Genomic DNA, 25111 nt, shown 5'->3' with positions numbered 1-25111 from the left:
CATGGCAAATAAGAAACAACAGCCATCACGTTCTAAAGAAACGGAAAATCAGACAGAATTGACCCTTGAGCAGGCAAAAGAGCAGGTAGTGGAAATAGGTAAGAAAAGAGGGGTGCTTGCATACGAGGAAATCGCTGAAAAGCTCTCCAATTTTGAATTGGATTCGGATCAGATGGATGAATTCTACGAGCACTTAAGTGAGCAGGGAATCGAGGTAATCGGTGACTCTGAATCGGATCCAAGTATGAAACAGCTCGACAAAGAAGAGGAATTCGACCTCAACGATTTAAGTGTACCTCCCGGTGTGAAAATCAATGACCCAGTCCGTATGTACTTGAAAGAAATCGGGCGCGTCAACCTTCTTTCTGCTAAAGATGAAATCAGTCTGGCACAGCGGATTGAAAGTGGAGATGAAGAAGCGAAGCGGGACTTGGCGGAAGCAAACCTTCGTTTGGTCGTCAGTATCGCCAAGCGTTATGTAGGTCGCGGCATGCTGTTCCTTGATCTCATTCAAGAAGGGAACATGGGCCTGATCAAAGCGGTTGAGAAATTTGATTACCGAAAAGGGTACAAGTTCAGCACGTACGCAACGTGGTGGATCAGACAGGCGATTACCCGCGCCATTGCTGACCAGGCTCGTACGATTCGTATTCCTGTTCACATGGTGGAAACGATCAACAAATTGATTCGCGTCCAGCGTCAGCTTCTGCAGGATCTTGGCCGAGAGCCTACACCGGAAGAAATCGCACAGGACATGGATCTTACCCCGGATAAAGTAAGAGAGATTCTGAAGATTGCTCAGGAGCCTGTATCTTTGGAAACGCCTATCGGGGAAGAGGATGATTCTCATCTGGGAGACTTCATTGAGGATCAGGAAGCGACATCTCCTTCTGACCATGCAGCCTATGAACTATTAAAAGAGCAGCTCGAAGACGTGCTTGACACATTGACGGACCGTGAGGAAAACGTCCTCCGCCTTCGTTTCGGTCTGGATGATGGCCGCACACGCACGCTTGAAGAAGTAGGGAAAGTGTTCGGTGTCACCCGCGAAAGGATCCGTCAAATCGAAGCTAAAGCTCTGCGTAAGCTGAGACATCCGAGCCGAAGCAAACGTTTGAAAGACTTCATGGAATAAGCCCACAGACTCAGGACCCTTTTCTTGCAGAAAACGGGTTCTGGGTTTTTATTTTGGCTTCAGGAGGATGCTATGAGAGATGAGCGTACGAAGGTCATAATCAATGAGATCCATTACTGGAAGCAAAATCGTCTACTGCCTGCTACGTACTGTGATTTCCTGTTGGCTCTCTATACTCAGGGAGACGGTCAGGAGGAAAAAAGAGGTTCCCGGCTGAAGTGGAGCAGTCTCCTGTTCTACAGCTTTTTAGCTGTTACCCTGATTTTGTTACCCCTTTCATTTCTTGTCATTTATTTTACTCAAATGGGAATCATAATGCAAACAGGGCTTTTGTCGAGTTTTGTAATCACTGCATGGATTCATTCGGGTTGGTTAAAATATAGAAAATCGATTTGGTTTCCGCTTCCTCTGATTGTCGGTCTGCTTATCTTCTTCGTTCTTTCGATAACAGCGGTGGGGTATTATTTCCCTGGTTCATCCAGTTTGGCGTGGACGGCCGCTTTTCATTGCTTTCTTTGGGTAGCCATCGGACACCGTCTCAGCGTGAAAACCCTTACGATTTCTGGTTTGGCGGGATTTTTACTACTCGCAGTACTTGTGAATTTGTAAAATTTCACAGGTTTACTCTTTTATATGAAACAGTTTTCAAGTAGAATAAAGATAGTCGGACAGACGTGAAAAATTTAATAAGTGGGAATACATAAGGAGGTTGCAACCGATGAGAAGAAACCCTGTGATTCCATTCGCAGTGATTGCTGTTCTGGGGATCATCGCTATGATCATTGTATCCACAGCAGGTAACAATCAACGCGAAGCCATTCAGAACGAAGAAGAAGGCGGCGGAGAGCAGCAAGAAGAAACGGTAGATGCTAACCCTGAAGAGATGTTCCAAAGCAAATGTTCCAGCTGTCACGGAGGCGACTTAAGCGGTGGCGCAGGTCCTAACCTGCAGGAAGTAGGCAGCCGCTATTCCGCTGAAGAAATTGAGGATATCATTGTAAACGGAAAAGGTTCCGCGATGCCTCCTGGGCTTTACACCGGAGAGCAAGCTACACAGCTGGCCGAATGGCTGGCAGAGAAAAAATAAGTAACAGGTAAGAAAAGCTTTCTGGGCTGTTTCAGAAAGCTTTTCTTTTTATGAGAGAGGGAATGAAGAAAACTATGAATGTTAACCAATTATCTGACCGTCTGGCTGTTGTAGCCGACTATTTGCCGAAAGGGGCCCGCTTTGCGGATATCGGTTCCGACCATGCCTATCTGCCTTGCTATGTCTGCCTTAAAGATGAAGCGGCGAGTGCTGTTGCCGGGGAAGTAAATCAAGGACCGTTTCAAAGTGCAGTAGACGAAGTGCAGACACATAACCTGGAGGCACGGATTGATGTTCGGCTTGGAAATGGGCTCGAAGTGATCCAGCCAGAAGACGGCATCCAACAAATCACGATAGCGGGAATGGGCGGTCCCTTGATCCGGGATATCCTCGATCAGGGCAAAGATAAACTTGATTCAGTCGAAAGGATCATTACACAGCCGAACATCGATGCTAAGGCACTTCGCCTTTGGTACATCGCTAACGGGTACGAGCTCATCGAAGAACAGATACTCGAAGAGAACGGTCACATCTATGAAGTGCTCGTTGCAGAAAAAGGAGAACCGGAAAGACCTTATACATCGAACAAAGAGAAGGAATTGTGGCTCGGACCGTTTCTTCTGTCTGAAAGAAATGATGCGTTTATACAGAAATGTAAAGAGGAAAAGCAAAAGAAGGAATACGTGCTCAGCCAGGTGAAGCAGGCGGCGCGATTCGATGAAGAGAAAATAGCCCGATTGCAGCAAGAAATCGATTGGCTGAAGGAGGAATTGGGGTCATGAATGCAACCATGACAGCACAACAGATTATTAAACGGTTGGAAGAGTGGTCACCTAAAACGTTGGCCTACGATTGGGATAATGTCGGTCTTCAGGTGGGATCATTAAATAAACCGGTCCGTAACGTTATGGTGACGCTGGATGTGTTAGAGAACGTCGTGGATGAAGCCGTTGAAAAGAACGTCGATTTAATTATTGCCCATCATCCGCTACTATTCGTCAAGCTTCATCAAATTAACTTTGATACGCCGAAGGGGCGGGTCGTTCGCAAACTGATCCAACATGATATCACCGTCTATGCCGCCCATACCAATCTGGATATTGCAAGTGGCGGTGTAAACGATGTGATGGCAGATGCCCTCGGGTTGAAGGACACGAGACCATTGATGGAAACAGGGAAAGAAGAGCTTGTAAAGCTTGTTGTTTTCGTCCCGGAGACACATGCGTCTAACGTCCAGGCAGCCCTGGGGTCCGCCGGCGCGGGCCATATCGGCAATTACAGCCACTGCTCTTACCAAAGTAAAGGGCATGGAGCTTTTCTCCCTCTGGAAGGTACGGACCCTTATCTCGGGGAAAGCGGAAAACTGGAAACCGTCGATGAGGTGCGGTTGGAGACGATTGTGGAAAAGCGTAAGCTCAAAGATGTGCTCCGGTCTATGGAAGAGGCGCATCCTTATGAGGAAGTCGCCTATGACATCTATCCACTATTGAATGAAGGTGCCTCTTATGGGCTTGGCCGGATTGGGGAGCTGGATGCTCCTGAAGCACTGGAACTGTTCGCTGAAAAAGTGAAGGTTGCCTATGAGATTCCGGCTTTACGTGTTACAGGCAGAATGGACAAGCAAGTGAAAAAGGTTGCTGTTCTCGGAGGAAGTGGAGAGAAATACATTCATGCAGCGAAGCGCATGGGCGCAGATGTCTATATAACAGGCGATATGACGTTACACGCAGCGCAGGACGCTTTGGAAATAGGGCTTGCTGTCATTGATCCCGGTCACCATGTCGAAAAGCTCATCTGTCCGGTCATTAAAGATTTCCTTGAGCAGGAGTGTAATAAGGATGAAGGGATGAACATTATGGTATCCGAGGCGGTAACAGAACCGTTCACTTTCCAGTAAAAAGAAGGGTGAACAATCTATCCTTAGCTGTCCGGCACCATAAAAGTAGTCCTCAGGATTCAAGGGACCGGCGTTGGTTTATGTTTCTCCAACATACAAAAAAAGCAGGGGGCACGATGTGCTCCCTGCTTTCCTTTATTTACGTTCGCGGTTCTTAACCTTGACGCGGGGCAGGATCTTTTTCTGCTCCACTTTGGATTCGCGGATCCATGTTTCTTCATTATTTCTATCGTATTGTTCAATGAATTTAATGACTTCTTTCGTAATCGGTGTCGGTGTGGAGGCACCGGCAGTAACGGCTACCTTCTCTACTCCTTCCAGCCATTCCAACTGGATTTCCGTTACATCGGCGATCCGGTAAGCGGTTGTCCCGGCCTTCTCCATGGAAACCTGCGCGAGACGGTTGGAGTTATTACTCTTAGGGTCACCGACGACAAGTGTGAGATCTGCAGCTCCTGCCTGTTCGGAAACAGCCTCCTGCCTTACTTGCGTAGCCATGCAGATCTCCTGTTGTTTCTCGAGCTGTGGATACTTTTCTTTTGCTTTTTCCATGACATCATACACATCCCATTGACTCATCGTCGTCTGGTTGGTAATCATCAGCTTGTCATGTGTCAGCGTGAGGTTTTCGACATCTTCTTCTGTCTGTACGAGATGCACTTTTCCGGGGGCAACGCCCATGGCTCCTTCAGGCTCCGGGTGTCCCTTCTTCCCGACATAAATGATTTCATAACCTTCAGCGACCTTCTTACGGATCAGATTATGTGTGTTCGTTACGTCCGGACAGGTTGCATCCAGCGTGACCAGCCCTTTCGCTTTCGCGCGCTCTTTCACTTCCGGGGATACTCCGTGAGCCGTGAAGATAACAGTGCCTTCATTGATTCCTTCCAAGAGATCCATCCGGTTCTTCCCGTCGACGGTGATAATTCCTTCTTCTTTGAAGGCATCCGTGACGTGGGAATTGTGGACGATCATCCCTAATATATGAATAGGGCGAGGCAGATTAGGGTCTTTGGCAGCATTCTGTGCAATGACCATGGCATCTACTACGCCATAACAATAACCGCGAGGGGCGATTTTAATGACTTCCATTTGTTAGCGTCCTCCTCTTTATACAATCCAGTGACTATTAAAGTACCATTTTCATTATAAAGGGTAAAGTGAAAGATGACAAAGAAAGTTGTCGCAATAGAACGTTATCGTGCATTTTGGCTCCCACTCCCTTATAATAGGGAAGGAACATTTTACATTAAAGGAGAACGGTTATGAGTAAGCATACATTTGATCAATACGCCATCACTTCGACAGTTAGTCGGATCGTCGAAGGATTGGGCTTTAAGACACCGACACCAATTCAGCAGCAGGTCCTGCCTCCTGCATTAAGAGGGGAGAGCCTGATCGGTCAATCACACACAGGCTCTGGAAAAACCCATGCATACCTGCTGCCTTTGTTGAACAAAATGGATGAATCGCTCGATGAAGTGCAGTTCGTTATTACAGCACCCACAAGGGAGCTAGCTATCCAAATTCACGAGGAAGTGAAAAAGGCAATAAGATTTGCTGGTAAAGAAGAAGCATGGTTGTCCAAGCTTTTGATCGGCGGAACGGACAAGCAGAAGATGGTCGATAAGCTTGCTTCCCGCAAGCCGCATATCGTTGTTGGAACACCGGGTCGTATTTTGGATATGGTGAAGGAAGAGGCGGTCGACCTCTATCATGCGAAAGGTTTTGTCTTAGATGAAGCGGACTTAATGCTTGATCTCGGTTTCATTGAAGAAGTCGACCAAATCCTTGTACGGATGGATGAAAACGTCCAAATGCTTGTATTCTCAGCAACGATCCCGGAGCGTTTACAGCCGTTCCTCAAAAAATATTTGACGAATCCTGTCCACATTCAAATCGAAGATGATAAACCGTCACCGGAAACAATGGAGCACCGTTTAGTACCGCTCCGTCATAAAGAACCGGCAGACGTAATCATAGAAATATCCAAATCGATTCAGCCGTACCTAGCGATTATCTTCACCAACGGAAAGAAACATGCAGACCAGCTTGCAGATGATCTGATTAGCCGTGGTCTTGAGGTAGGAGTCCTGCACGGTGGACTATCGCCAAGGGAACGAAAGCGGATGCTGAAGGAACTGCAAAGTCTTCGCTACCAGTATATTGTGGCAACGGACCTTGCTTCCCGTGGTATTGATATCCAGGGTGTGAGTCACGTCATCAATGCCCAAATGCCGAAAGAAGAAGAGTTCTATGTGCACCGCGTCGGAAGAACGGCCCGTGCCGGTCTTCAGGGAACGGCAATCAACCTGTATAAAGAATCTGATTTGCCGCTGATTCAAAAGCTCGAGAAGAAAGGCCTTACGTTCGAGTTTTATGAGGTGAAGAATGGCGAATGGAAAGAGATCAACGCCTACAATGAGCGTCAGAACAGAGAACGACGAACATCTGATATCGAGCGAAAAGCGAAACAGATGGTCCGGAAGCCGAAAAAAGTTAAACCAGGATATAAGAAGAAAATTAAAAAAGAAGCAAGTAAGAATCTGCGTAAATTGAAACGGGAAAGTTATAAGAGGAAATAAGAAAGGGAAGGGATTCCATGCTTAAAATCGGTTCACACGTATCGATGAAAGGGAAGAAGATGCTGTTAGGTGCCAGTGAAGAAGCGGCTTCCTATGGCTCCGGTACGTTTATGATCTACACAGGTGCGCCCCAGAATACGAGGCGTCGTCCGATCGAAGAATTGAATATCGAGGCGGGCCTGCAACATATGAAAGAACACGGTATTAATGATATCGTTGTTCACGCCCCGTATATCATTAACTTAGGAAATACAACGAAACCGGAAACGTTTGAACTCGGGGTTGATTTCCTTCGAAATGAAATCGAGCGTACAGAGGCTCTGGGTGCAAGACAGATTGTCCTGCATCCAGGATCTCATGTTGGACAAGGAGTAGATAAAGGGCTGCCAAAGATCATTGAAGGTTTGAATGAAGTGCTTCACAAAGATCAGCACGTCCAGATCGCTCTGGAGACGATGGCAGGTAAAGGATCCGAGATCGGCAGAAGTTTTGATGAACTGGCAAAAATTATGGATGGCGTAACGTTGAATGAAAAGCTGTCCGTATGTATGGATACGTGCCACATCCACGATGCCGGTTATGATGTCGTGAACGACTTTGACGGAGTGCTGGAAGACTTCGACCGGATCGTAGGGCTTGACCGCCTCAAGGTTGTACACGTGAATGACAGCAAGAACGTATGCGGCGCTCAGAAAGACCGTCATGAAAACATCGGGTTCGGACATATCGGCTTTGATGCTCTTCATAAAGTCGTCCATCATTCGGAGTTAAAGGATCTTCCAAAAATTCTCGAAACGCCTTATGTCGGAGAAGACAAAAAGAATAAAAAACCTCCGTATCGCTTTGAAATCGATATGATCAAAGAGGGTACGTTTGATGAAGGCTTAAAAGAGAAAATAATGGAACAATAAGGAAAAAAGGCAGGGGATCTTTCCCCTGCCTTTTTTTATTAGAGCCAATGCTCGACTCCGTATTCTTTAGCAACCTTTTTAAGTAAACGATGAACGGAAAGCGCTGTTTCTTTTGAAGTGATTTTAGCCAGTTTACCAAGCATACGTTTCCGGTCCTCAGGATCGAAGGGGTTCTCCTTCGATTTCCTCAGTTCTTTGACGATTTTTTCCGCTTCCTGCCGAGTGATTGGAATACCGTACTTCCGACTGTAGGATAATAAGTCATCAACGGTCATCTCTTTCAACTTCTGTGCAATGAACTGTTGGGCCACATGCTTCATCATTGGCAGATACTCCCCTTCTTCCCGCTATTTATAACACAGTATGAAAAGTGGGAAGGATTTGTGTTTTTTGAATGGCCCCAACTAAGAAGAAGTGAGTGGTGTGACGCCTCGCTGGCAACACGAATTTACCATGAACTCCCTCACTTAAAATCACCGTCAGGCACACATACTAAACGTGATTCTCCAAACAGAAAGTGAGGGTGTTCGTATGTATGATCCAAAGAAGCCTGTTGAGAATCAGGAAACAGAAAAAGCTCCGAGACACGGAGATGAATTAGAACAAGTGCACAATGGAGATGAGCCGACTACCGATGAAGTGTTGAATGAAGCTTTTGCAGAGATGCAGGAGCAGGATTTCAGACAGGAAGCCGGTTACCGTGAGCGTGCAGAAGATGTGGACGATCATGGACGTGGACCGGACCAGCCGGTTTACGGGGACAGTTACGAAGAAGAGTTCGCTCAAGAAGCGGCAATCGGCCGTATAGACGAACCGATGAACCATAGAGAACAAGAAACCACTATGGAAGAAAAGGAAGACGTCAAAGTCGGTATGGGCTGGATCGGCCTCACGGCTGCCATTCTCTCCTTCTTCTTTGCACCAATCATACTTGGTGTAACAGGCATCATTTTCGGTGCCATAGGGAAACGACGTGGTGCAGATACGCTTGGAAATATGGCGATTATCATCAGTATCGTATCTATTGCCTTTTCGTTGTTCTTCGCTCCATTTTTTAACTTGATCTGAATGTGAAAAGGGTGGACCTTTATGGTCCACCCTTTTTGTCAGGATTGTTTCTGTTCTTCTTTCTTCAAGCGTTCTTTCTCATAATGTTCTTCAGCGAGTTTGTCGACTTCTTTCTTCAATTCTTCCACCATGATATCTTCCGGTACCTTACGGATGATTTCCCCGTGACGGAACAATAGTCCTTCGCCTCTTGCTCCAGCGATTCCAATATCCGCTTCTCTCGCTTCTCCCGGTCCGTTTACGGCACATCCGAGAACGGCCACTTTGATAGGGGCTTTGATCGTCTGGATGTATTCTTCGACTTCATTGGCAATGGAAATCAAGTCGATTTCAATACGTCCACACGTCGGGCAAGAGATTAGTGTCGCTGCATTGGCAGCAAGACCGAAGGATTTCAGCAGTTCCTTCGCCACTTTTACTTCTTCGACAGGGTCGGCACTCAAACTGATGCGGACTGTGCTGCCGATTCCTTTACTAAGGATCGCACCAAGGCCGGCGGCACTTTTTACAGTTCCGGCAAAAAGCGTTCCTGATTCAGTAATTCCCAAGTGGATCGGATAAGTGAAGGCTGCTGCCGCTTTCTCATAAGCTTCAATAGCCAGTTTTACATCCGAAGCTTTAAGGGAAACAATAATATCATGAAAATCAAGATCTTCCAGGATTTTGATATGATGCAATGCGCTTTCCACCATACCATCCGCAGTCGGATATCCATATTTCTCAAGGATATGACGTTCCAGGGAACCGGCGTTCACACCGATTCGGATGGGAATGCCTTTCTCTTTAGCTGCTTTTACGACAGCTTCCACTTTCTCGCGGCTTCCGATATTTCCCGGATTGATGCGGATCTTATCCGCGCCGCCTTCGATCGCTTTTAATGCCTTTCTGTAATCGAAATGAATGTCGACGACCAACGGGATGTTGATGCGTTTTTTGATTTCCGGAATGGCATCGGCTGCGCGGTCATCCGGACAGGCGACACGGACAATTTGACATCCTGCCTCTTCCAGACGCTTGATTTCGGCAACGGTCGCTTCCACATCGTGTGTTTTGGTTGTGGTCATGGACTGGATGACTACTTCGTCCGATCCACCTATGGTCACGTCGCCGACTTTTACGGGACGGGTATCTTTTCTGTGCGTAATTGGCATGTAAAATCGCTCCTTTATTTATTAACAAAAAGGTATGCAAGGTTATTTTCCAACCTTCATTATAAGGGCTACCGGCAGAAAAGAGAAGCATAGACACTCAAAAGAGATGCCGGTAAGGCAGGAACCCTTCGTAATTATTGGTACCCATGGAATTATACCATGCCGTGGAATTTAAAAAAATGGATAACGTTTGAAACGAATCCGTCTGCTCGCACGTATAAAGTAACATAGAAGGAGAGGAAGTGAAATGCCGTGTTAACCTATGACTGGGTCGCCTTATTCATTACCTTGCTCGGGACGATGTTCCTCATCGGAGAACTCCTTGTCAATATGCGGGGGGTCTTCGCGGTTATCGGTCTCGGATTCATAACCGTTTATTTTTCCAGTTATCTAGCGCCGGAGATGTTCGTCATTATGATGCTTGTGTATTTACTCGGCATCGCCTTGATCATCATTGATGGAAAAGTCGTCAATGATGGGACACTTGCGACTATTGGAGCCGTTACAATGATTATTGCCGTCGGTTTCAGTGCCCCCAACTGGGTTGCCGGCCTATACAGCGTGATCGGTGTAATTATCGGCGGGGCTGCCTCGCTCGTATTTCTTAAAGTGTTCAAACGTCGGGATATGTGGACGAAGATGACGTTGAATGACCAGCTCACATCGGAAATGGGATACAATTCCATGAACGAATCTTACAGTCATTTAGTAGGCAGCAGTGGAACAACGTTGACAGACATGAGGCCTGTAGGGACGATCCGTGTGAATGGAAAAGAGTACAGTGCCGTATCCAATGGAAAGTGGCTGGGCAAAGGAGAATCGATAAGGGTGGCTGCTGTGGACGGGACTAAAATACTGGTTGAAAAGACTTAAAATTACAATTCATTAATACATCATTCATATTCGCTCAACAAATCTCCTTCATACTTTGGAATGGAATGATTCAACGTATGGGAGTGGAGAGGTTTGTTAAATGATGTTGGAAGGAAATTTAAACAGCGCAGGATGGGGAGCAGAAGACGATCTTTAAGTTTTCAATGGAGATTATCGCTCGTCCTTGCGCTCTTTTTGTTAATAGCGGTAATTCTTATTGGTTTCCTTTCCTATTCAAAAGCGAAAGAAAGTCAAATGCAGTTTATCCAGGACCGCCTGGACAGGGAATTGGTGATGATACAGGATATTTCGAAGCAGCTCATGTATGCCTTTGTAGGAGAGGAGGAACAGTTTCAGAAAAGAATGCAGGTCTATGTCAACGCTCAGCAAGCTCAACTGGTACAGGACGGCCTGGATGCTGAAATGTATCTTCTTACTGATTCTGGAATCATTACTTATTCTTCCAATAGGGAGGAGATCTTTCCAGAAGAGTATTTGGATAAAATAAAGGAAACGGAAAGTGGTACGAAAACATGGAAAGTGGATGGGGAGGAGATCCTAGTCACCTTTGCTCCCGTTCAGGAGTTGCAGGGCATATACATCATCCGTATACCTGCTGCCGATATTATGGAGGAAATCAACAATCTGGCCGCATATATCTTCTTTATAGGAGTGCTGGTATTTGTCCTTACCGTTCTGGTGGTATATTGGGCCGTGAAGAAGATAGTCCGGCCGCTCAACCGCTTGGAGGGCGTGATGGATAAAGCCGGGGAAGGGACGTTGAAGGACCCGTCTTTGGTGAAAACAACGATACCGGAAATACAGTCCTTGAAAAAAAGTTACAGCAAACTGATCAGCAAAATAACTGGAATCTTGTCCTCCGTTACTGCTGCCGCTCACCGGTTGGGAGAAGGTGGAGAAGGTTTAAGAAGAGCTTTTGAGGGGATGGACCAGTCTAGAAATAAAATCATTCAAGACACAGAACTTTTACGGAAAGCTAGCCGACAAACTATCTGTCATCTCAATAAAGAAAAAGAAGTTTTTCAAGACTTAACGGAGATGTTTGAAAGCTTACAACAGGAACTGGAAGTAATGTGGAAACAACAAGAGGCAATGAAGGGTGCGATTATGACTGGACAGGAAGGGATGAATGCAATGGACCGTTCTTTTCTTCGGTTAAAAGATGAAATAGAAGAAATGAGGAAACGGGTCGGAACGTTTGCGCGGTATATGTCCACCATTAAAGATTCTGGTTCTTTGATTCAAGCGATTGCAGAGCAGACAAGAATGCTTGCACTGAATGCTTCAATCGAAGTAGGGAGAACAGAAGGAGAAGGTCGGGGCTTCCACGTCATAGCAGAAGAGATTCGAAAGTTAGCCGATCGTTCGAAGTCGGCAGCGATAGAAATTGATCAGCGTATGAAAGATGCTTTGTCTTTAGGAAGATACTTCTCCGATAAATGTAAGGATTTAGGCAGAGAGATCGAAACGCAGGAGAGGATCGTCGACAGTGGAAAGGATAGCTTCCATGAAATTATGACTGGGATGGAAAGCCTCCGTGCCTATATGGACCTTTCGGAAAGTCATTTGATTACAGGTAAAGAAGTCATTCCTAAAATGGCGGACGCTCAGAATGGAATGGACCATATCGTACATAAACAATCCACATACACCGAAGACCTTTTCGAAATCATGAAACATCATCAGACAGACATGAGAAACTTAGAAGAGATTCAGACCGGCATCACAGAGATGACAAAGGAAATGTTGGCCTTGGTTTTGTCCAATCAATGGAAGGTTGAAATGGAGACACATGAGCCGGCGGACGGACGGGGCTCTGAGAAGCCAAAGTCCCGCATAGCATCTTAACAAAGGAGCACCTTAAACACAGGTGCTCCTTTGTTGTGTCGGGTTTGTCAGGAAGGAAGAGGGTATAGAATATTGTCCTTTGTAAATTTAATGTTAAGATTCATTTTTATCCTTTACAAATAAAGAGCGCATCGTTAATAATGAATGAGGTGTTTTTAATAGATAAACATAAAAATGTACAACTTGGATGAGGAAAGGGTGGAGAAAAATTGGATATCAACGTGCAGCAGATGATATTTGAATTCATCGGCGGACTCGGTATTTTCCTTTTTGGTATTAAGTATATGGGGGACGGGCTTCAGAAAGTAGCTGGAGACCGCCTGAGAGAACTGTTAGATCGCTTTACCAGTAATCCATTGATGGGTGTCATCGCTGGTATGGTCGTAACGATCCTCGTTCAAAGTAGTTCGACAACTACTGTTTTGACCGTCGGACTTGTAAACGCTGGTTTTATGACATTCCGACAAGCAATCGGAGTTATTATGGGGGCCAATATCGGTACGACGTTTACAGCGTTCATCATTGGTATCGATATTAAAGCTTACGGTCTTCCGATCTTAGCAGTCGGTGCCCTGATGATTTTCTTCTTTAAGAATAAAAAAGTAACAAATATTGGACAAACCGTCTTCGGTCTGGGATCTCTGTTCTTCGGACTGGAGCTCATGAGCGGTGGAATGAAGCCTCTCCGATCCTTGGAAGCTTTCCACGAATTGACGTTAAGCATGAGTGAAAACCCGATCCTCGGTGTCGTCATCGGTACATTGTTCACCGTTATTGTTCAGAGTTCCAGTGCAACAATTGGAATTCTGCAAGGGCTGTTCGGGGAAGGTCTGGTCGATTTAAAGGCAGCTCTTCCTGTGCTTTTCGGGGATAACATCGGAACGACGATTACTGCTGTCATCGCAGCTATCGGTGCCAGTGTCGGAGCGAAGCGTGCGGCTACCGTCCACGTTATATTCAACGTAATTGGAGCAACGGTATTCTTAATCCTTCTTCATCCGTTTACGCTTTATGTCGGCTGGCTTCAGGATAAATTTAATCTGGGACCAGAAATGACCATTGCTTTTGCCCACGGATCTTTCAACATTGCTAACACGATCGTGCAGTTCCCGTTCGTAGCTTTCCTTGCTTGGCTGGTTGTGAAGCTGGTACCTGGAGATGACTCTTTGATCGACCATAAGCCGCAGCATTTGGATCCGATCTTTATTGAACAGTCTCCATCTCTTGCGCTCGACCAGGCCAAAGAAGAAGTGGTCCGCATGGGAGAGTATGCATATAAAGGCTTGGAGGAAACGAGCCTTTACTTGAACAGTAAACAGCAGAAACACTCAGAAATTGCTTTGCAGATCGAAGAAGCCTTGAACAATCTCGATCGGAAGATTACCGACTATCTTGTCGATCTTTCCCAAGCTTCCTTAACGGACGAAGAGAGTAAGAAACACTCCACCCTTATGGATTCTGTCCGGGATATCGAGCGTATGGGAGATCACTTCGAGAACATTATCGAGCTGATCGATTACAAGAACTCCAACAAGGTGAATTTGACACCGCAGGCAATCGAAGATTTAAATACGATGATTGATTTGACTTTGATGACGGTGAAACAGTCCATTAAATCTCTGGAAACAATGAGCAGAGAAGAAGCGCTCGCCGTTGTTCAGAAAGAGAATGAGTTGGATCGTATGGAAAGAAGCTACCGCAAGAAGCATATCATTCGTTTGAATGAAGGCGTCTGTACAGGACAGGCCGGTATCGTCTTTGTAGATATGATCAGCAACCTGGAACGTATCGGCGACCATGCCGTGAACATTGCGGAAGAAGTTCTTGGTGAAAAAGAAAGCCTGTAATTAGTATAAACGGCCATTTATAATGGCCGTTTATCTTTTTTTTATCCATGAAATACTTTTCTTTAAAAAAACCCTTGAACTATTCTGGACAGGATGGTATATTATTCTTGTCGCCAAAAACGACACCGAAAAAACTTGTTGACATTACAGTTCGTAAATGTTATATTAATAAAGTCGCTTCAAGCGATATCATGGCGGTGTAGCTCAGCTGGCTAGAGCGTACGGTTCATACCCGTGAGGTCGGGGGTTCGATCCCCTCCGCCGCTACCATACATATTAAATAGAAACATGGCGGTTGTGGCGAAGTGGTTAACGCACCGGATTGTGGTTCCGGCATTCGTGGGTTCGATTCCCATCAGCCGCCCCATGTGGACCCTTAGCTCAGCTGGTTAGAGCTATCGGCTCATAACCGATCGGTCGCAGGTTCGAGTCCTGCAGGGTCCACCACATACATGATACGGAGGAGTACCCAAGTTTGGCTGAAGGGAGCGGTCTTGAAAACCGCCAGGGGCTTTACGGCTCGCGGGGGTTCGAATCCCTCCTCCTCCGCCATCATACATAATGATACGGCTCGGTAGCTCAGTCGGTAGAGCAACGGACTGAAAATCCGTGTGTCGGCGGTTCGATTCCGTCCCGAGCCACTTTTGAAAAAGAACAAGCCTTAAGGCTTGTTCTTTTTTTTAGCAACAGCCGAGTCTCCCCTGTTCCGATGATTCCGACACCAAGCTTCTTCTCTCCGTAATTTTATGCGGATGTATTCTTCGTAGGATGAAGAATAGGACGTGAAAATTTCATGTTTGAATTTCTATTCAGGGGGAATTCTTAATACCGGAAGAGAAATAGCTTTCTTCCGGATGCAAAAAATTTGCATGTCATTTTGCGGTTTGATAATGTAAGATGAGAAGCGAGGCTTCTGTTCTTACATATTAATTTAAAGGAGGAGTTACATTATGGCTAAATTTGAACTACCAGAACTACCTTACGCCTATGATGCACTAGAACCAACAATCGATAAGGAAACAATGAACATCCACCATACGAAGCACCACAACGGCTACGTTACGAAACTGAACGGCGCGTTGGAAGGTCACGCGGATCTTCAGGACAAATCTCTTGAGGAATTGCTTGCCAATAACCTTTCTGTCGTACCGGAAGAAATTCGTACAGCTGTTCGCCGCAACGGTGGTGGACATGCCAACCACAGCTTGTTCTGGACAATTCTTTCTCCGAATGGCGGCGGTGAGCCGGCAGGAGATCTTGCTACGAAGATCAATGATACGTTCGGAAGCTTTGACAAGTTCAAAGAAGAATTCGAATCCGCAGCAACAGGCCGTTTCGGTTCCGGTTGGGCTTGGCTAGTAGTCAATAATGGCAACCTTGAAGTAATCGATACCCTTAACCAGGATTCACCGATTATGGAAGGAAAAACTCCAATCCTAGGTCTTGACGTTTGGGAGCATGCATACTACCTGAACTACCAAAACCGTCGTCCTGACTATGTTTCCGCATTTTGGAACGTTGTCAACTGGGATGAAGTATCGAAGCGCTTCGACGCTGCAAAATAACTAAATGAGGAGAAGGGTACGGATTTATATCCGTACCCTTCTTTTTGTATATCTCCTTTTGTTCTGATAACACTAAAGAGGAACACAAAGGAGACGTGGATTTATGGTGAGCAGCTTGCGAACGTGGCTCGGCCGCGAAGACGTACCGAAAGATTTGTTGTTGTTGCTTTTGATCGGAGGCTTATACTCGCTTGGCATCTTCTTATCCAGTACATTTGTGAACATATATTTGTGGAAGCAATCCAACAGCTATACAGATATAGCCATGTATAATTTGGCCATTTATGTCATGCAGCCATTGACATTCATCTTTGCTGGAAAGTGTGCCAAACGAATCGACAGAGTCATTGTGCTTAGAGCCGGGGTGACCGTTTTATCTCTTTTCTTTATGACGGTATTGATTGTAGGGGAACGGGCGGCCGAGTTCAATATTATGCTCGGCGCACTGCTTGGTATCGGCTATGGCTTTTACTGGCTTGCCTATAATGTCTTGACCTTTGAAATTACGGAACCGGAAACGAGGGACTTCTTCAACGGATTTCTAGGGGTTCTACAGTCCCTTGGTGGAATGAGTGGACCACTGCTTGCTGGTTTCATCATTTCCCGGCTGAATAATTTTACAGGATACACCGTCATCTTTACGATATCTTTCAGCTTATTTATCGTAGCGGTGCTTGTAAGCTTCGGTTTATCCAGAAGGAAGGCGGCGGGGGTATTTTCTTTCAGGCAGATTGTAAGGGAGAGAAAGCGAAACGGCAATTGGCGGAAAATCCTTCATGCCCACGTATCTCAGGGCTTCCGGGAAGGGATCTTCTTGTTTGCTGTCACCATCTGGATTTTTCTAATGACCCAGAATGAGCTGTCGCTTGGCGTTTTCAACCTGGTTTATTCCGGCTTCTCCTTCCTTTTTTACTTCCTTGTAAGTAAAATAGTGAAGCCTTATAACAGAAAAAAGGCCATCTTCATATCGGGGCTTGTCTTATATTTGAATGTCCTGCTTTTGCTCATCAGTGATACGATGCCGCTCCTCCTTTTATACGGTGCCATTGCCGGAATGTTCTTCCCGCTGTTATATGTTCCCTATGTCTCCCTGACCTATGATGTGATAGGGAAGTCCTGGAACGCTGCCGAAATGAGGATCGAATACATCGTTGTGCGCGAAATTTTCTTGAATATCGGCCGTGTCGTATCGATTATCATTTTCCTTCTGGCGATTGCGCTCATATCTCCGGAAACGGGAATTCCTTATATTCTTTTGATTGTAGGTGGAGGACATTTCTTCATTTACTTCTTCATTAAAGGGATTGATACGAGGGTGTCCAGAGCGTCACATAATTGAAACATAATCCCATGTTCTCCTATCCTTCATAACAGGAAAAATGCTATAATGATGGAAGGATTTTTTTAAGAAGGAGAGGAGTCCATGGGGAAGAAAAACAAGAATAAGTACAGTCAGAATTCACATCTTCCTTTCCGTTTGAACATCGTGTTTTTTGTTGTCTTTGTCCTATTTGCAGCGATCATTCTGCAGCTGGGTGTCGTACAGATACTCAACGGGGAAGAAGCACAGGATGAAATTGACCGAACAGAGAATACGACTACGACCATACCGGTCCCCCGCGGGGAAATGTATGATCGCTATGGAAGGGTAGTCGTCGATAATAAGCCGCTGTATTCCATTACATACACGCCGTCCAAAGGGGTACAGGCGACGGATAAATTGGAACTGGCAGAGAAGCTTGCCGCGTACATCGATATGGACCATGATAATTTGACCGATCGGGATCTGAAAGAGTATTTCTTCTTATTACATGAAGAAGAGATTACCGAGCGGGTCGAAGACAAAGTCGATGATGATATGGATAATGGCGAAGTGTACCAGGTTCAGCTGGACAGCATTAAAGATGACGAAATTTCCGGCTATGATGATCAGACGAAGGAAGTCATCGCGATTAAGAAAGAACTGGACCAGGCCTACGCGCTTGCTCCGCACGTGGTGAAAAATGCAGATATATCGGAGAAGGAGTATTCTGCTGTAGCGGAAAACTTGGAGATGCTTCCCGGTATTAACGTAACCGCAGACTGGGAACGCGACTATCCTTACGAGTCCCTGTTCCGCAGCTACATCGGAGGCATCACGTCAAGCAAAGAAGGTATCCCGAAAGATCAGATGGATCGTCTCATGTCGCTCGATTACAGTCGGAACGACCGTGTCGGCGTCAGCGGCCTCGAACAGCAGTATGAGGACGTCTTAAGAGGAACAAAAGAGAAAGTCCAATACGAAACTGACAGCCGCAACAACGTTGTCAACACGAAAGTCGTGAGAGAAGGAGAGCGGGGGAAAGATCTCGTTCTGACAATCGATGCGGAATTACAGGAACAAGTCGATAAAATCGTCCAGGAGGAGCTGGCGGCTGCCATTCAGAAGGCGCCGGGACAGAACCGTCATTTAAGGTCCTCCATGGCTGTCGTCTCCAATCCGAAGACCGGCGAGATTCTTGCCATATCCGGCCAGCAGTATAACCGCGTCATCGAAGAGGGCGGCTCGCGGTTCACCGACGTTTCCCACCAGGCGGTGTACAACTCGTACACCCCGGGGTCCTCTATTAAGGGAGCGACGATTTTGACCGGTTTACATGAAGGAGCAATTCAGCCCGGGCAGACATTCTTTGACAAACCAATGTATATTGCCCGTAAAAGAAAGGCTTCCTTATCGCAGAATAACGGAACGGTCAGTGACATTACCGCCCTGCAGAAATCTTCGAACGTGTACATGTTCTTCCTAGCTCGACGACTGGGCGGGGACTACGGCATGAATTACAGGATGCCTGGACTCTCGTTAAAAGAGGGAACGTTCGATAAATTCGTCTATAATTTCAATCAGTTCGGGTTAGGTGTAGAAACAGGCATTGATTTCCCTTATGAATCGGTTGGAGTAGAAGGGGAAATTACGCAACCCGGGGAGATTCTCGACTTCTCCATCGGGCAGTTCAGCAGTTATACGGCGATGCAGCTCAATCAGTATGTATCCACCATCGCGAACGACGGTTATCGGATTCAGCCGCATCTTGTGAAGAGCATTCACGACCCTTCCCAACAGGAGGGACTGGGACCGATATACAAAGACTATGAACCGAAGGTCTTGAATCGTATCGATATGGATCCCTCCTATATCGAACGGGTGCAGGAAGGATTCCGCCAAGTATTCCAGACGAGCGGGGGAACGGCGAGCAGCGTGTTCTCCAGTCCTGCTTATAAAAAGTATAAAATGGCAGGGAAAACTGGAACGGCCCAAGCACCAGCTTCCGTCCCGGACGGCCAGGGCGGCAATACCTATGTAAAGGAATTATTGAACAAAGTGCTGGTAGGGTATGCGCCTTACGATGATCCGGAAATCGCCTTTTCCGTCGTTACCCCGCACGTCGGTGAAGACGCCAACAGTACGTTCAATGTCAGTAACAATATAGGTGCCCGGATCGGCAAAGCCTACTTCGATCTGAAGGAAGAGCGCGCAGAGAAGGGCTTGACGATGAGTGGAGATGAAGAACAGGCACAAGGAACAGAAGAAGAGCAGACGACCGAAGAAGAGTGATGCGAAAGCATCGCTCTTTTTTTCTATTTACAAAACCTTTACGTATAGTTCATATGTCCTTAAAATACCCCCGTTATGATGTAGTTGTGGGTCGGCCGGGGCCGCCTACATAGATCTGAAAAGATATAGGGGGAGAAAAGAAATGAAGAACTTGAAGAAGTTTGCACTACTTTCTGTATTAATGCTTGTACTGGGTGTATTAGCGGCATGTGGGTTGGACAACGATTCATCTGCAGAAGGTTCTGATTCCGAAAATGGAGACGGAGTATCCGGTCCAATCGCCATTGACGGTTCATCTACTGTATTTCCAATCATGGAAAACCTGACATATACGTATAACCAGGACAATCCGGATGTCAATGTGACAGTTAACGCTTCCGGATCAGGCGGCGGATTCAAGAAATCAACGGTCGGAGAAATCGACTTGAGCAATGCTTCCCGTCCTATTAAGGAAGAAGAGATGGCTGCAGCAGAAGAAAACGATGTACAGTTGGAAGAGCTTGAACTTGCCTATGATGGTCTTTCCGTCGTAGTAAGTAAAGAAAACGACTTCGTAGACGAATTGACAATCGATCAGCTGAAGCAGATCTTCCTTGATTCTTCTGATGCACAAACTTGGTCTGACATCAATCCGGAATGGCCGGATGAGCAAATCAAAATCTTCAGCCCTGGTCACGATTCCGGTACGTTCGACTACTTCAATGAAGTCATTCTTGAAGAAGAGCCGATGAAAGAAGGCAAGAACACGACCCTTTCTGAAGACGACAACGTACTTGTACGCGGAATTGAAAATGATCCAAATGCAATCGGATTCTTCGGATACGCTTACTATGCAGAGAATGAAGACAAGCTTAAAGTCCTTGGTATCTCTGAAGATGGTGGAGAAGCAGTTAAACCGAATCCAGAAACGATTCAGGATGGTTCTTACACACCGCTTTCCCGTCCATTGTTCACTTACGTAAACGTGGATGCATACAAAGAGAAGGAGCAGGTTCAGGATTTCACAACATACCTGCTTGAGAATGCCGGTAAGGCAGCAGAAGAAGTTGGTTATGTAGCTCTGCCTGAAGAGAAGTATCAAGAACAGCTGGAAACAGTAAAAGGCTGGACGGAATAATAAATTTGGAAAACTGAACAAGGAGAGGTGAGACTGATTCCGGTCTCACCTTGCCTTATGGATGAGAGGAGTTTTGAAGATGGACAAAGGATTGCAATCAGAGGGGAAAATGATTGATGTCCAACAGATGATAGAAGAGAACAAAAGAAAGAAAACCATGGGGGAGCGTATGGAACGTGTCATCCCGTTCTTCCTTCTATTGTGTGCAGCCGTTAGTGTACTGACAACAGCAGGTATTTTGTTCACATTGTTACGGGAGTCTATCGGATTTTTCTCCGAGGTGAATCTCTTTGATTTTTATACAGGAACCCAGTGGTCCCCGTGGTCCGGGGAATATGGCATTGCCCCATTGATCGGTGGAACGCTTTTGATTACATTGATCGCTACAGTTGTAGCAGTTCCGCTCGGATTAATGTCCGCTATTTTCTTGAGTGAGTACGCAAGTGATCGAGTAAGAAGGATTATCAAGCCGATTCTGGAAGTGTTGGCTGGTATTCCTACGGTCGTTTATGGATATTTCGCATTGACGTTCATTACACCTTTGTTTCAGTCCTTCATTCCTAACTTAGGAATATTCAACGCCATGAGTGCAGGTGTCGTCGTTGGAATTATGATTATTCCCATGATCGCCTCTTTGTCGGAAGATGCAATGAATTCCGTGCCGAACGCGCTTCGGGAAGGTGCGTATGGACTCGGTGCAACCAAGTTGGAAGTTGTCTTCAAAGTGGTCCTTCCAGCTGCATTCTCTGGAATTGTCGCTTCCGTCGTTCTCGCTGTATCGCGGGCCATTGGAGAAACGATGATTGTAACGATTGCGGCAGGTGCCACCCCTAATATGACATTCAACCCTACGGAATCCATTCAGACGATGACGGCGTTTATTGTGCAGGCGGCAACGGGTGATACGACGTTTGGATCTACAATCTATTACAGCCTTTATGCTGTAGGAATGACGTTGTTCGTCTTTACGCTTGTCATGAACCTAATTGCACAATTTATATCACGCAGGTTCAGGGAGGAATATTGATGCTTGGACAAAAGGAACAAACCATAAAGAGACGAATGGAAGGAAGAGTAGCTGTCAATAAAATCATGATGGCACTGTTCGGGCTTGCGACCGCTGTAGGACTCGTCTTCCTCGTCCTGCTCTTTTATCGTGTATTGACTCAAGGAATTGGCTATTTAAGCTGGGATTACATTTCTAACTTTCCTGCTCCCTATCCGGAAGAAGCAGGAATTTATGCCGGTCTCATCGGTTCGATCTTTCTTATGATCATCGTTGCGATTGTATCAGTGGTCATAGGCGTGGCTACGGCCATTTATTTAGAGGAATATGCACCGAAGAATAAGATGACGGATTTCATCCGTGTCAATATCCAGAACCTTGCCGGCGTTCCATCTATCGTGTTCGGTCTACTGGGTCTGACATTTTTCGTTTACATGTTCAGCTTCGGTTATACCTTGCTTGCTGGAGGATTGACGATGGCTCTCTTGATTCTTCCGGTCATCGTTGTAGCTGCGCAGGAATCCATCCGGTCTGTACCGGCGGAAATTAAAGAAGCGTCATACGGAATGGGAGCTTCCAAATGGCAGACGATTCAGCGGGTAATCCTGCCGGCTGCCGTACCTGGTATTCTGACGGGAACAATCATCGCCCTTTCCAGAGCCATCGGAGAAACGGCTCCGCTCATCATCGTCGGAGCGGCCACAGCGATCTATACGCTGCCGGAATCGCTGCTTGCGAAGTACACGGTCATGCCGATTCAAATTTATAACTGGACGGGCCGCCCGCAGGAAGAATGGCAGTTTGTTGCAGGGGCCGGGATCATCATTCTTCTTGCCGTATTGCTGCTCATGAACTCTATTGCCGTTGTAATCAGAAACAAATATCAAAAACGTTTTTAACTTGGATGAGGAGGGTTTCTCATGATGAAAGTCATGGATAAAACAAAAAAGAACCAAACGACACCAGCGGTGGATCAGACTGCGGACCATGGTAGCAAGGAAAGCATGAAGAACATCATGGAAGTGGAGAATTTGAACCTTTGGTACGGATCAGACCAAGCACTGTACGATGTGAATATGGAGATTCCGGAACGAAATGTGACGGCAATTATCGGCCCATCGGGTTGTGGGAAATCTACATTCCTGAAAACGTTGAACCGTATGGTGGAAATGGTGCCGATTGTAAAGACATCCGGAAGTATTAAATACCGGGATGAAGAAATATTCAACAGTAAATTCAAGAAGGAATACTTGCGGACGAAAGTCGGTATGGTTTTCCAAAAGCCGAACCCTTTTCCAAAATCCATCTATGACAACGTTGCTTACGGACCGCGTATCCATGGAATCAAGAAGAAAGCGGTGCTGGACGAAATCGTAGAAAAAAGTTTAAAGGGCGCTGCTATTTGGGATGAGCTTAAAGATCGTCTGAACGAAAATGCCTATGGTTTGTCCGGTGGTCAGCAGCAGCGTGTATGTATTGCCCGTGCTCTTGCCGTGGAACCGGATGTCATTTTAATGGATGAGCCGACTTCCGCCCTGGACCCTATTTCTACGGCTAAGGTCGAAGAGCTCGTTCAGGAGTTGAAGAAGAAATACAGCATCATCATCGTCACTCACAATATGCAGCAGGCTGCGCGTATATCTGACAAGACAGCTTTCTTCCTAAACGGGGAATTAATCGAATATGCCGCTACGGATGACCTGTTCCAAACCCCTAGAGATAAACGTACAGAAGATTACATTACAGGCCGTTTCGGTTAAGAAACAAAAGGGGGATACTATGACGACACGAACACACTTTGAAGAAGCACTTGATGGTTTAAAGAAACAGATTCAGGATTTGGCTTTATCGACGAAAGAATCTTTGGACACGGCTATCCATGTTTTCTACGAGGGAGACCTGGAGGGAGCAAGGAAGATCATGGAAGAGGATGAATGGATTGATTTAAAAGAAGAAAAAATCAATGACGAAGCGATTCTTATGCTGGCAAAGCAGCAGCCTGTTGCCAGGGATCTGCGTAAGATCATCATTTCCATCAAGATATCTGCAGATTTGGAAAGAATGGCAGACCATTCCACGAACATTGCGAAGGCAACGCTTCATCTTGGTGAAAATCATGGGATAGCTATCAACCCGGAACTTAGGGAAATGGCGGTCATGGCGATGGACATGGTTGACCTCGCCATCAAGGCTTTCGAGTACGAAGATATTTCTCTTGCGAGGAAGCTTCAGGAAATGGATGATATCGTGGATGACAAATACGGGAAAATTACACGAGAAACACTTGAATTGACGGCGATTAACCCGGAACAGATCCAGCATATCATGCAGGTTTCCTATGTGGCGCGGTATATCGAGCGTTTCGCTGATCATATCACGAACATTGGAGAGAACATTTATTACCTGGTTAAAGGGAAGACGCTTGATTTGAATAAATAATGAAAAGGCCGCCAAAAGGCGGCCTTTTTCATTATTTAGTAGAGATGGCTTCCGCTATTTCTTCCATAGACATGTTGGAATTGACGGTAACGGTACCCTGGCGTATATATCGGCTGTAATCGTTCTCCTCCATGTAGTCGGAGAGAGCGTCCGGGTCTTGAAGGATGTTTGTTCGGGCCAGTTTCTCAATAATATCAGGGAGCGTAGTTCCTGCTGTTATATCAAGGGAAAATGTGTGGACAGCTGTATCAGGCTTGGCAGCTTCCACAGGCTGTTCAGCAGTAAGGGCAGCCCTTTCGTCGCTGGTCATAACGGCATATCCATCATCTTCCAGCTGGCTGATCATTTCCTCTTTCGCAGGCAGCTGCCTGCTCTCCACTTTCTTAACCGGTTCGTCCGTAATCCAAAGGAATCCTGCAAGGATAAGAGCGGAAGTCATCAATCCCAGGGAGAAGGCTCTGAGTGACGTCTTCATTGCTTCACACCTGCCGCTTTCTCTTCCTCAATCAAGGACTCCACCGTATGTTCACTGAGTTTTGTCTGTTTCGCTATGTAATGTGTCTTATAGCCTTTTCTGTACATATGCAGTACGGTTTCTTCAGCCGGAAGGTCTTCGGGAACAGGCGCGGACGGACGCGGGGAAGCCGGGCGCGGAGCTTTATCTTCCACTATATGATCACTTAAAAGTTCTTCTTCCAGGACCTTCATTTTCTTTTTCATTTGATAATTGTTCTGCATCATCGTAAGAGAGACCTGCTCTACCTGCTTCTCTACTTCCTTCACACGATCTTTCATGAAAAAAGAGAGGATGAACAGGACCGCGGCAATGATGACGATGGTACTAATGATGGATATCATAAAAACCACTCCTTTTTTTTCTCCAAAATTAGTTATATCATAGATGGTCTCCGGTGACTATGGGTTTTCCGATGTTTTCCGTGAATATATACTTGAAAGGAAAGTTTCTTT

The 25111-nt window shown here is 46.1% G+C and carries 24 protein-coding genes and 5 tRNA genes; 24 read left to right on the top strand and 5 right to left on the bottom strand.

What is annotated here, in order from left to right; translation table 11 throughout:
* Window position 1: 1 nt before the first annotated feature.
* The 5 genes from rpoD to AXG56_RS07205 all read left to right on the top strand — a co-directional run bounded on the left by rpoD (window position 2) and on the right by AXG56_RS07205 (window position 4119).
* Window positions 2-1135 carry an RNA polymerase sigma factor RpoD gene (gene rpoD, locus AXG56_RS07225; protein WP_008638243.1) on the top strand — a complete coding sequence of 378 codons (1134 nt, stop codon included), beginning with the start codon at window positions 2-4 and terminating at the stop codon, window positions 1133-1135.
* Between the two features lie 72 nt (window positions 1136-1207).
* Window positions 1208-1744, top strand: a complete 537-nt coding sequence (locus AXG56_RS07220) for a hypothetical protein (protein ID WP_008638242.1) — start codon at window positions 1208-1210, stop codon at window positions 1742-1744.
* Between the two features lie 109 nt (window positions 1745-1853).
* Window positions 1854-2222: a cytochrome c550 gene (gene cccA, locus AXG56_RS07215; protein ID WP_062513803.1), complete on the top strand. Its 369-nt coding sequence runs from the start codon at window positions 1854-1856 to the stop codon at window positions 2220-2222.
* Window positions 2223-2284: 62 nt separating this feature from the next.
* A complete protein-coding gene (locus tag AXG56_RS07210) occupies window positions 2285-3004 on the top strand; it encodes a tRNA (adenine(22)-N(1))-methyltransferase TrmK (RefSeq protein WP_235601472.1) in 720 nt (239 codons plus the stop codon).
* Complete coding sequence (locus AXG56_RS07205; protein WP_062513801.1) at window positions 3001-4119, top strand: Nif3-like dinuclear metal center hexameric protein; 1119 nt, start codon at window positions 3001-3003, stop codon at window positions 4117-4119. The genes AXG56_RS07210 and AXG56_RS07205 overlap by 4 nt, the downstream gene beginning before the upstream one ends.
* Before the next feature lie 135 nt (window positions 4120-4254).
* On the opposite strand, the gene AXG56_RS07200 is transcribed toward AXG56_RS07205, so the two are convergent.
* Window positions 4255-5211 carry a 4-hydroxy-3-methylbut-2-enyl diphosphate reductase gene (locus AXG56_RS07200; RefSeq protein ID WP_008638233.1) on the bottom strand — a complete coding sequence of 319 codons (957 nt, stop codon included), beginning with the start codon at window positions 5209-5211 and terminating at the stop codon, window positions 4255-4257.
* A 173-nt stretch (window positions 5212-5384) separates the two neighbouring features.
* Here AXG56_RS07200 and AXG56_RS07195 point away from each other — a divergent pair, with 173 nt between their 5' ends.
* On the top strand, window positions 5385-6704 hold the full coding sequence (locus AXG56_RS07195) for a DEAD/DEAH box helicase (RefSeq protein ID WP_008638231.1): 1320 nt from the start codon (window positions 5385-5387) through the stop codon (window positions 6702-6704).
* Window positions 6705-6721: 17 nt separating this feature from the next.
* Window positions 6722-7615, top strand: a complete 894-nt coding sequence (locus AXG56_RS07190; RefSeq protein WP_062513799.1) for a deoxyribonuclease IV — start codon at window positions 6722-6724, stop codon at window positions 7613-7615.
* A gap of 38 nt (window positions 7616-7653) precedes the next feature.
* Here AXG56_RS07190 and AXG56_RS07185 read toward each other — a convergent pair whose 3' ends face one another.
* Window positions 7654-7938 (bottom strand): DUF2624 domain-containing protein, encoded by a 285-nt coding sequence (locus AXG56_RS07185; protein ID WP_008638227.1) that lies wholly within the window; start codon window positions 7936-7938, stop codon window positions 7654-7656.
* A gap of 208 nt (window positions 7939-8146) precedes the next feature.
* Between AXG56_RS07185 and AXG56_RS07180 the strand changes: the two genes are divergently transcribed.
* Complete coding sequence (locus AXG56_RS07180) at window positions 8147-8683, top strand: hypothetical protein (protein ID WP_062513793.1); 537 nt, start codon at window positions 8147-8149, stop codon at window positions 8681-8683.
* A 38-nt stretch (window positions 8684-8721) separates the two neighbouring features.
* On the opposite strand, the gene ispG is transcribed toward AXG56_RS07180, so the two are convergent.
* Window positions 8722-9828, bottom strand: a complete 1107-nt coding sequence (gene ispG / locus AXG56_RS07175; protein WP_193743888.1) for a flavodoxin-dependent (E)-4-hydroxy-3-methylbut-2-enyl-diphosphate synthase — start codon at window positions 9826-9828, stop codon at window positions 8722-8724.
* Window positions 9829-10086: 258 nt separating this feature from the next.
* Between ispG and AXG56_RS07170 the strand changes: the two genes are divergently transcribed.
* The 16 genes from AXG56_RS07170 (at window position 10087) to phoU (ending at window position 24142) form a co-directional block, all read left to right on the top strand.
* Window positions 10087-10707, top strand: a complete 621-nt coding sequence (locus AXG56_RS07170; protein ID WP_235601471.1) for an NfeD family protein — start codon at window positions 10087-10089, stop codon at window positions 10705-10707.
* 93 nt (window positions 10708-10800) lie between these two features.
* Window positions 10801-12576, top strand: coding sequence for a methyl-accepting chemotaxis protein (locus AXG56_RS07165; RefSeq protein WP_062513791.1), 1776 nt, complete (start codon window positions 10801-10803; stop codon window positions 12574-12576).
* Between the two features lie 209 nt (window positions 12577-12785).
* On the top strand, window positions 12786-14423 hold the full coding sequence (locus AXG56_RS07160; RefSeq protein WP_008638221.1) for a Na/Pi cotransporter family protein: 1638 nt from the start codon (window positions 12786-12788) through the stop codon (window positions 14421-14423).
* Window positions 14424-14616: 193 nt separating this feature from the next.
* A tRNA-Met gene (locus AXG56_RS07155) sits at window positions 14617-14693 on the top strand.
* Window positions 14694-14714: 21 nt separating this feature from the next.
* Window positions 14715-14790, top strand: a tRNA-His gene (locus AXG56_RS07150).
* A gap of 3 nt (window positions 14791-14793) precedes the next feature.
* Window positions 14794-14870, top strand: a tRNA-Ile gene (locus AXG56_RS07145).
* Window positions 14871-14882: 12 nt separating this feature from the next.
* Window positions 14883-14975: transfer RNA gene (locus AXG56_RS07140), tRNA-Ser, on the top strand.
* Between the two features lie 16 nt (window positions 14976-14991).
* Window positions 14992-15064 (top strand) — tRNA-Phe (locus AXG56_RS07135).
* Between the two features lie 309 nt (window positions 15065-15373).
* Window positions 15374-15988 (top strand): superoxide dismutase, encoded by a 615-nt coding sequence (locus tag AXG56_RS07130; protein WP_008636963.1) that lies wholly within the window; start codon window positions 15374-15376, stop codon window positions 15986-15988.
* Window positions 15989-16091: 103 nt separating this feature from the next.
* Window positions 16092-17327 (top strand): MFS transporter, encoded by a 1236-nt coding sequence (locus AXG56_RS07125; protein ID WP_008636964.1) that lies wholly within the window; start codon window positions 16092-16094, stop codon window positions 17325-17327.
* A gap of 84 nt (window positions 17328-17411) precedes the next feature.
* Window positions 17412-19580 (top strand): penicillin-binding protein 2, encoded by a 2169-nt coding sequence (locus AXG56_RS07120; protein ID WP_062513789.1) that lies wholly within the window; start codon window positions 17412-17414, stop codon window positions 19578-19580.
* 142 nt (window positions 19581-19722) lie between these two features.
* Window positions 19723-20697 carry a PstS family phosphate ABC transporter substrate-binding protein gene (locus tag AXG56_RS07115; RefSeq protein WP_062513787.1) on the top strand — a complete coding sequence of 325 codons (975 nt, stop codon included), beginning with the start codon at window positions 19723-19725 and terminating at the stop codon, window positions 20695-20697.
* Window positions 20698-20776: 79 nt separating this feature from the next.
* The gene (gene pstC / locus AXG56_RS07110) at window positions 20777-21724 is read left to right on the top strand and encodes a phosphate ABC transporter permease subunit PstC (RefSeq protein ID WP_062513785.1); all 948 of its coding nucleotides are present in this window, start codon (window positions 20777-20779) and stop codon (window positions 21722-21724) included.
* Window positions 21724-22602: a phosphate ABC transporter permease PstA gene (gene pstA / locus AXG56_RS07105; protein WP_062513782.1), complete on the top strand. Its 879-nt coding sequence runs from the start codon at window positions 21724-21726 to the stop codon at window positions 22600-22602. The genes pstC and pstA overlap by 1 nt, the downstream gene beginning before the upstream one ends.
* A gap of 105 nt (window positions 22603-22707) precedes the next feature.
* Complete coding sequence (pstB, locus tag AXG56_RS07100) at window positions 22708-23463, top strand: phosphate ABC transporter ATP-binding protein PstB (RefSeq protein ID WP_008636974.1); 756 nt, start codon at window positions 22708-22710, stop codon at window positions 23461-23463.
* A gap of 19 nt (window positions 23464-23482) precedes the next feature.
* Window positions 23483-24142 carry a phosphate signaling complex protein PhoU gene (gene phoU / locus AXG56_RS07095; RefSeq protein WP_008636976.1) on the top strand — a complete coding sequence of 220 codons (660 nt, stop codon included), beginning with the start codon at window positions 23483-23485 and terminating at the stop codon, window positions 24140-24142.
* A gap of 31 nt (window positions 24143-24173) precedes the next feature.
* Here the strand turns inward: phoU and AXG56_RS07090 are convergent, their stop codons facing one another.
* Together AXG56_RS07090 and AXG56_RS07085 are read right to left on the bottom strand one after the other, a co-directional pair.
* Complete coding sequence (locus tag AXG56_RS07090; protein ID WP_008636979.1) at window positions 24174-24617, bottom strand: hypothetical protein; 444 nt, start codon at window positions 24615-24617, stop codon at window positions 24174-24176.
* A complete protein-coding gene (locus AXG56_RS07085; RefSeq protein ID WP_008636981.1) occupies window positions 24614-25000 on the bottom strand; it encodes a response regulator transcription factor in 387 nt (128 codons plus the stop codon). Before AXG56_RS07085 ends, AXG56_RS07090 begins: the two co-directional genes overlap by 4 nt.
* Window positions 25001-25111 lie beyond the last annotated feature (111 nt).

It is taken from the genome of Halobacillus sp. KGW1, assembly GCF_001592845.1.
GTDB lineage: Bacteria > Bacillota > Bacilli > Bacillales > Halobacillaceae > Halobacillus.
The sequence above is the reverse complement of the archived record's forward strand: the minus strand, read 5'-3'. Positions and strand labels throughout refer to the sequence as shown.

What these genes read in the sequence shown, in the direction of transcription:
- rpoD (WP_008638243.1), top strand. Translation starts at nt 2, where the DNA reads ATGGCAAATAAGAAACAACAGCCATCACGTTCTAAAGAAACGGAAAAT.
- AXG56_RS07220 (WP_008638242.1), top strand. Translation starts at nt 1,208, where the DNA reads ATGAGAGATGAGCGTACGAAGGTCATAATCAATGAGATCCATTACTGG.
- cccA (WP_062513803.1), top strand. Translation starts at nt 1,854, where the DNA reads ATGAGAAGAAACCCTGTGATTCCATTCGCAGTGATTGCTGTTCTGGGG.
- AXG56_RS07210 (WP_235601472.1), top strand. Translation starts at nt 2,285, where the DNA reads ATGAAGAAAACTATGAATGTTAACCAATTATCTGACCGTCTGGCTGTT.
- AXG56_RS07205 (WP_062513801.1), top strand. Translation starts at nt 3,001, where the DNA reads ATGAATGCAACCATGACAGCACAACAGATTATTAAACGGTTGGAAGAG.
- AXG56_RS07200 (WP_008638233.1), bottom strand. Translation starts at nt 5,211, where the DNA reads ATGGAAGTCATTAAAATCGCCCCTCGCGGTTATTGTTATGGCGTAGTA.
- AXG56_RS07195 (WP_008638231.1), top strand. Translation starts at nt 5,385, where the DNA reads ATGAGTAAGCATACATTTGATCAATACGCCATCACTTCGACAGTTAGT.
- AXG56_RS07190 (WP_062513799.1), top strand. Translation starts at nt 6,722, where the DNA reads ATGCTTAAAATCGGTTCACACGTATCGATGAAAGGGAAGAAGATGCTG.
- AXG56_RS07185 (WP_008638227.1), bottom strand. Translation starts at nt 7,938, where the DNA reads ATGATGAAGCATGTGGCCCAACAGTTCATTGCACAGAAGTTGAAAGAG.
- AXG56_RS07180 (WP_062513793.1), top strand. Translation starts at nt 8,147, where the DNA reads ATGTATGATCCAAAGAAGCCTGTTGAGAATCAGGAAACAGAAAAAGCT.
- AXG56_RS07130 (WP_008636963.1), top strand. Translation starts at nt 15,374, where the DNA reads ATGGCTAAATTTGAACTACCAGAACTACCTTACGCCTATGATGCACTA.
- AXG56_RS07125 (WP_008636964.1), top strand. Translation starts at nt 16,092, where the DNA reads ATGGTGAGCAGCTTGCGAACGTGGCTCGGCCGCGAAGACGTACCGAAA.
- AXG56_RS07120 (WP_062513789.1), top strand. Translation starts at nt 17,412, where the DNA reads ATGGGGAAGAAAAACAAGAATAAGTACAGTCAGAATTCACATCTTCCT.
- AXG56_RS07115 (WP_062513787.1), top strand. Translation starts at nt 19,723, where the DNA reads ATGAAGAACTTGAAGAAGTTTGCACTACTTTCTGTATTAATGCTTGTA.
- pstC (WP_062513785.1), top strand. Translation starts at nt 20,777, where the DNA reads ATGGACAAAGGATTGCAATCAGAGGGGAAAATGATTGATGTCCAACAG.
- pstA (WP_062513782.1), top strand. Translation starts at nt 21,724, where the DNA reads ATGCTTGGACAAAAGGAACAAACCATAAAGAGACGAATGGAAGGAAGA.
- pstB (WP_008636974.1), top strand. Translation starts at nt 22,708, where the DNA reads ATGAAGAACATCATGGAAGTGGAGAATTTGAACCTTTGGTACGGATCA.
- phoU (WP_008636976.1), top strand. Translation starts at nt 23,483, where the DNA reads ATGACGACACGAACACACTTTGAAGAAGCACTTGATGGTTTAAAGAAA.
- AXG56_RS07090 (WP_008636979.1), bottom strand. Translation starts at nt 24,617, where the DNA reads ATGAAGACGTCACTCAGAGCCTTCTCCCTGGGATTGATGACTTCCGCT.
- AXG56_RS07085 (WP_008636981.1), bottom strand. Translation starts at nt 25,000, where the DNA reads ATGATATCCATCATTAGTACCATCGTCATCATTGCCGCGGTCCTGTTC.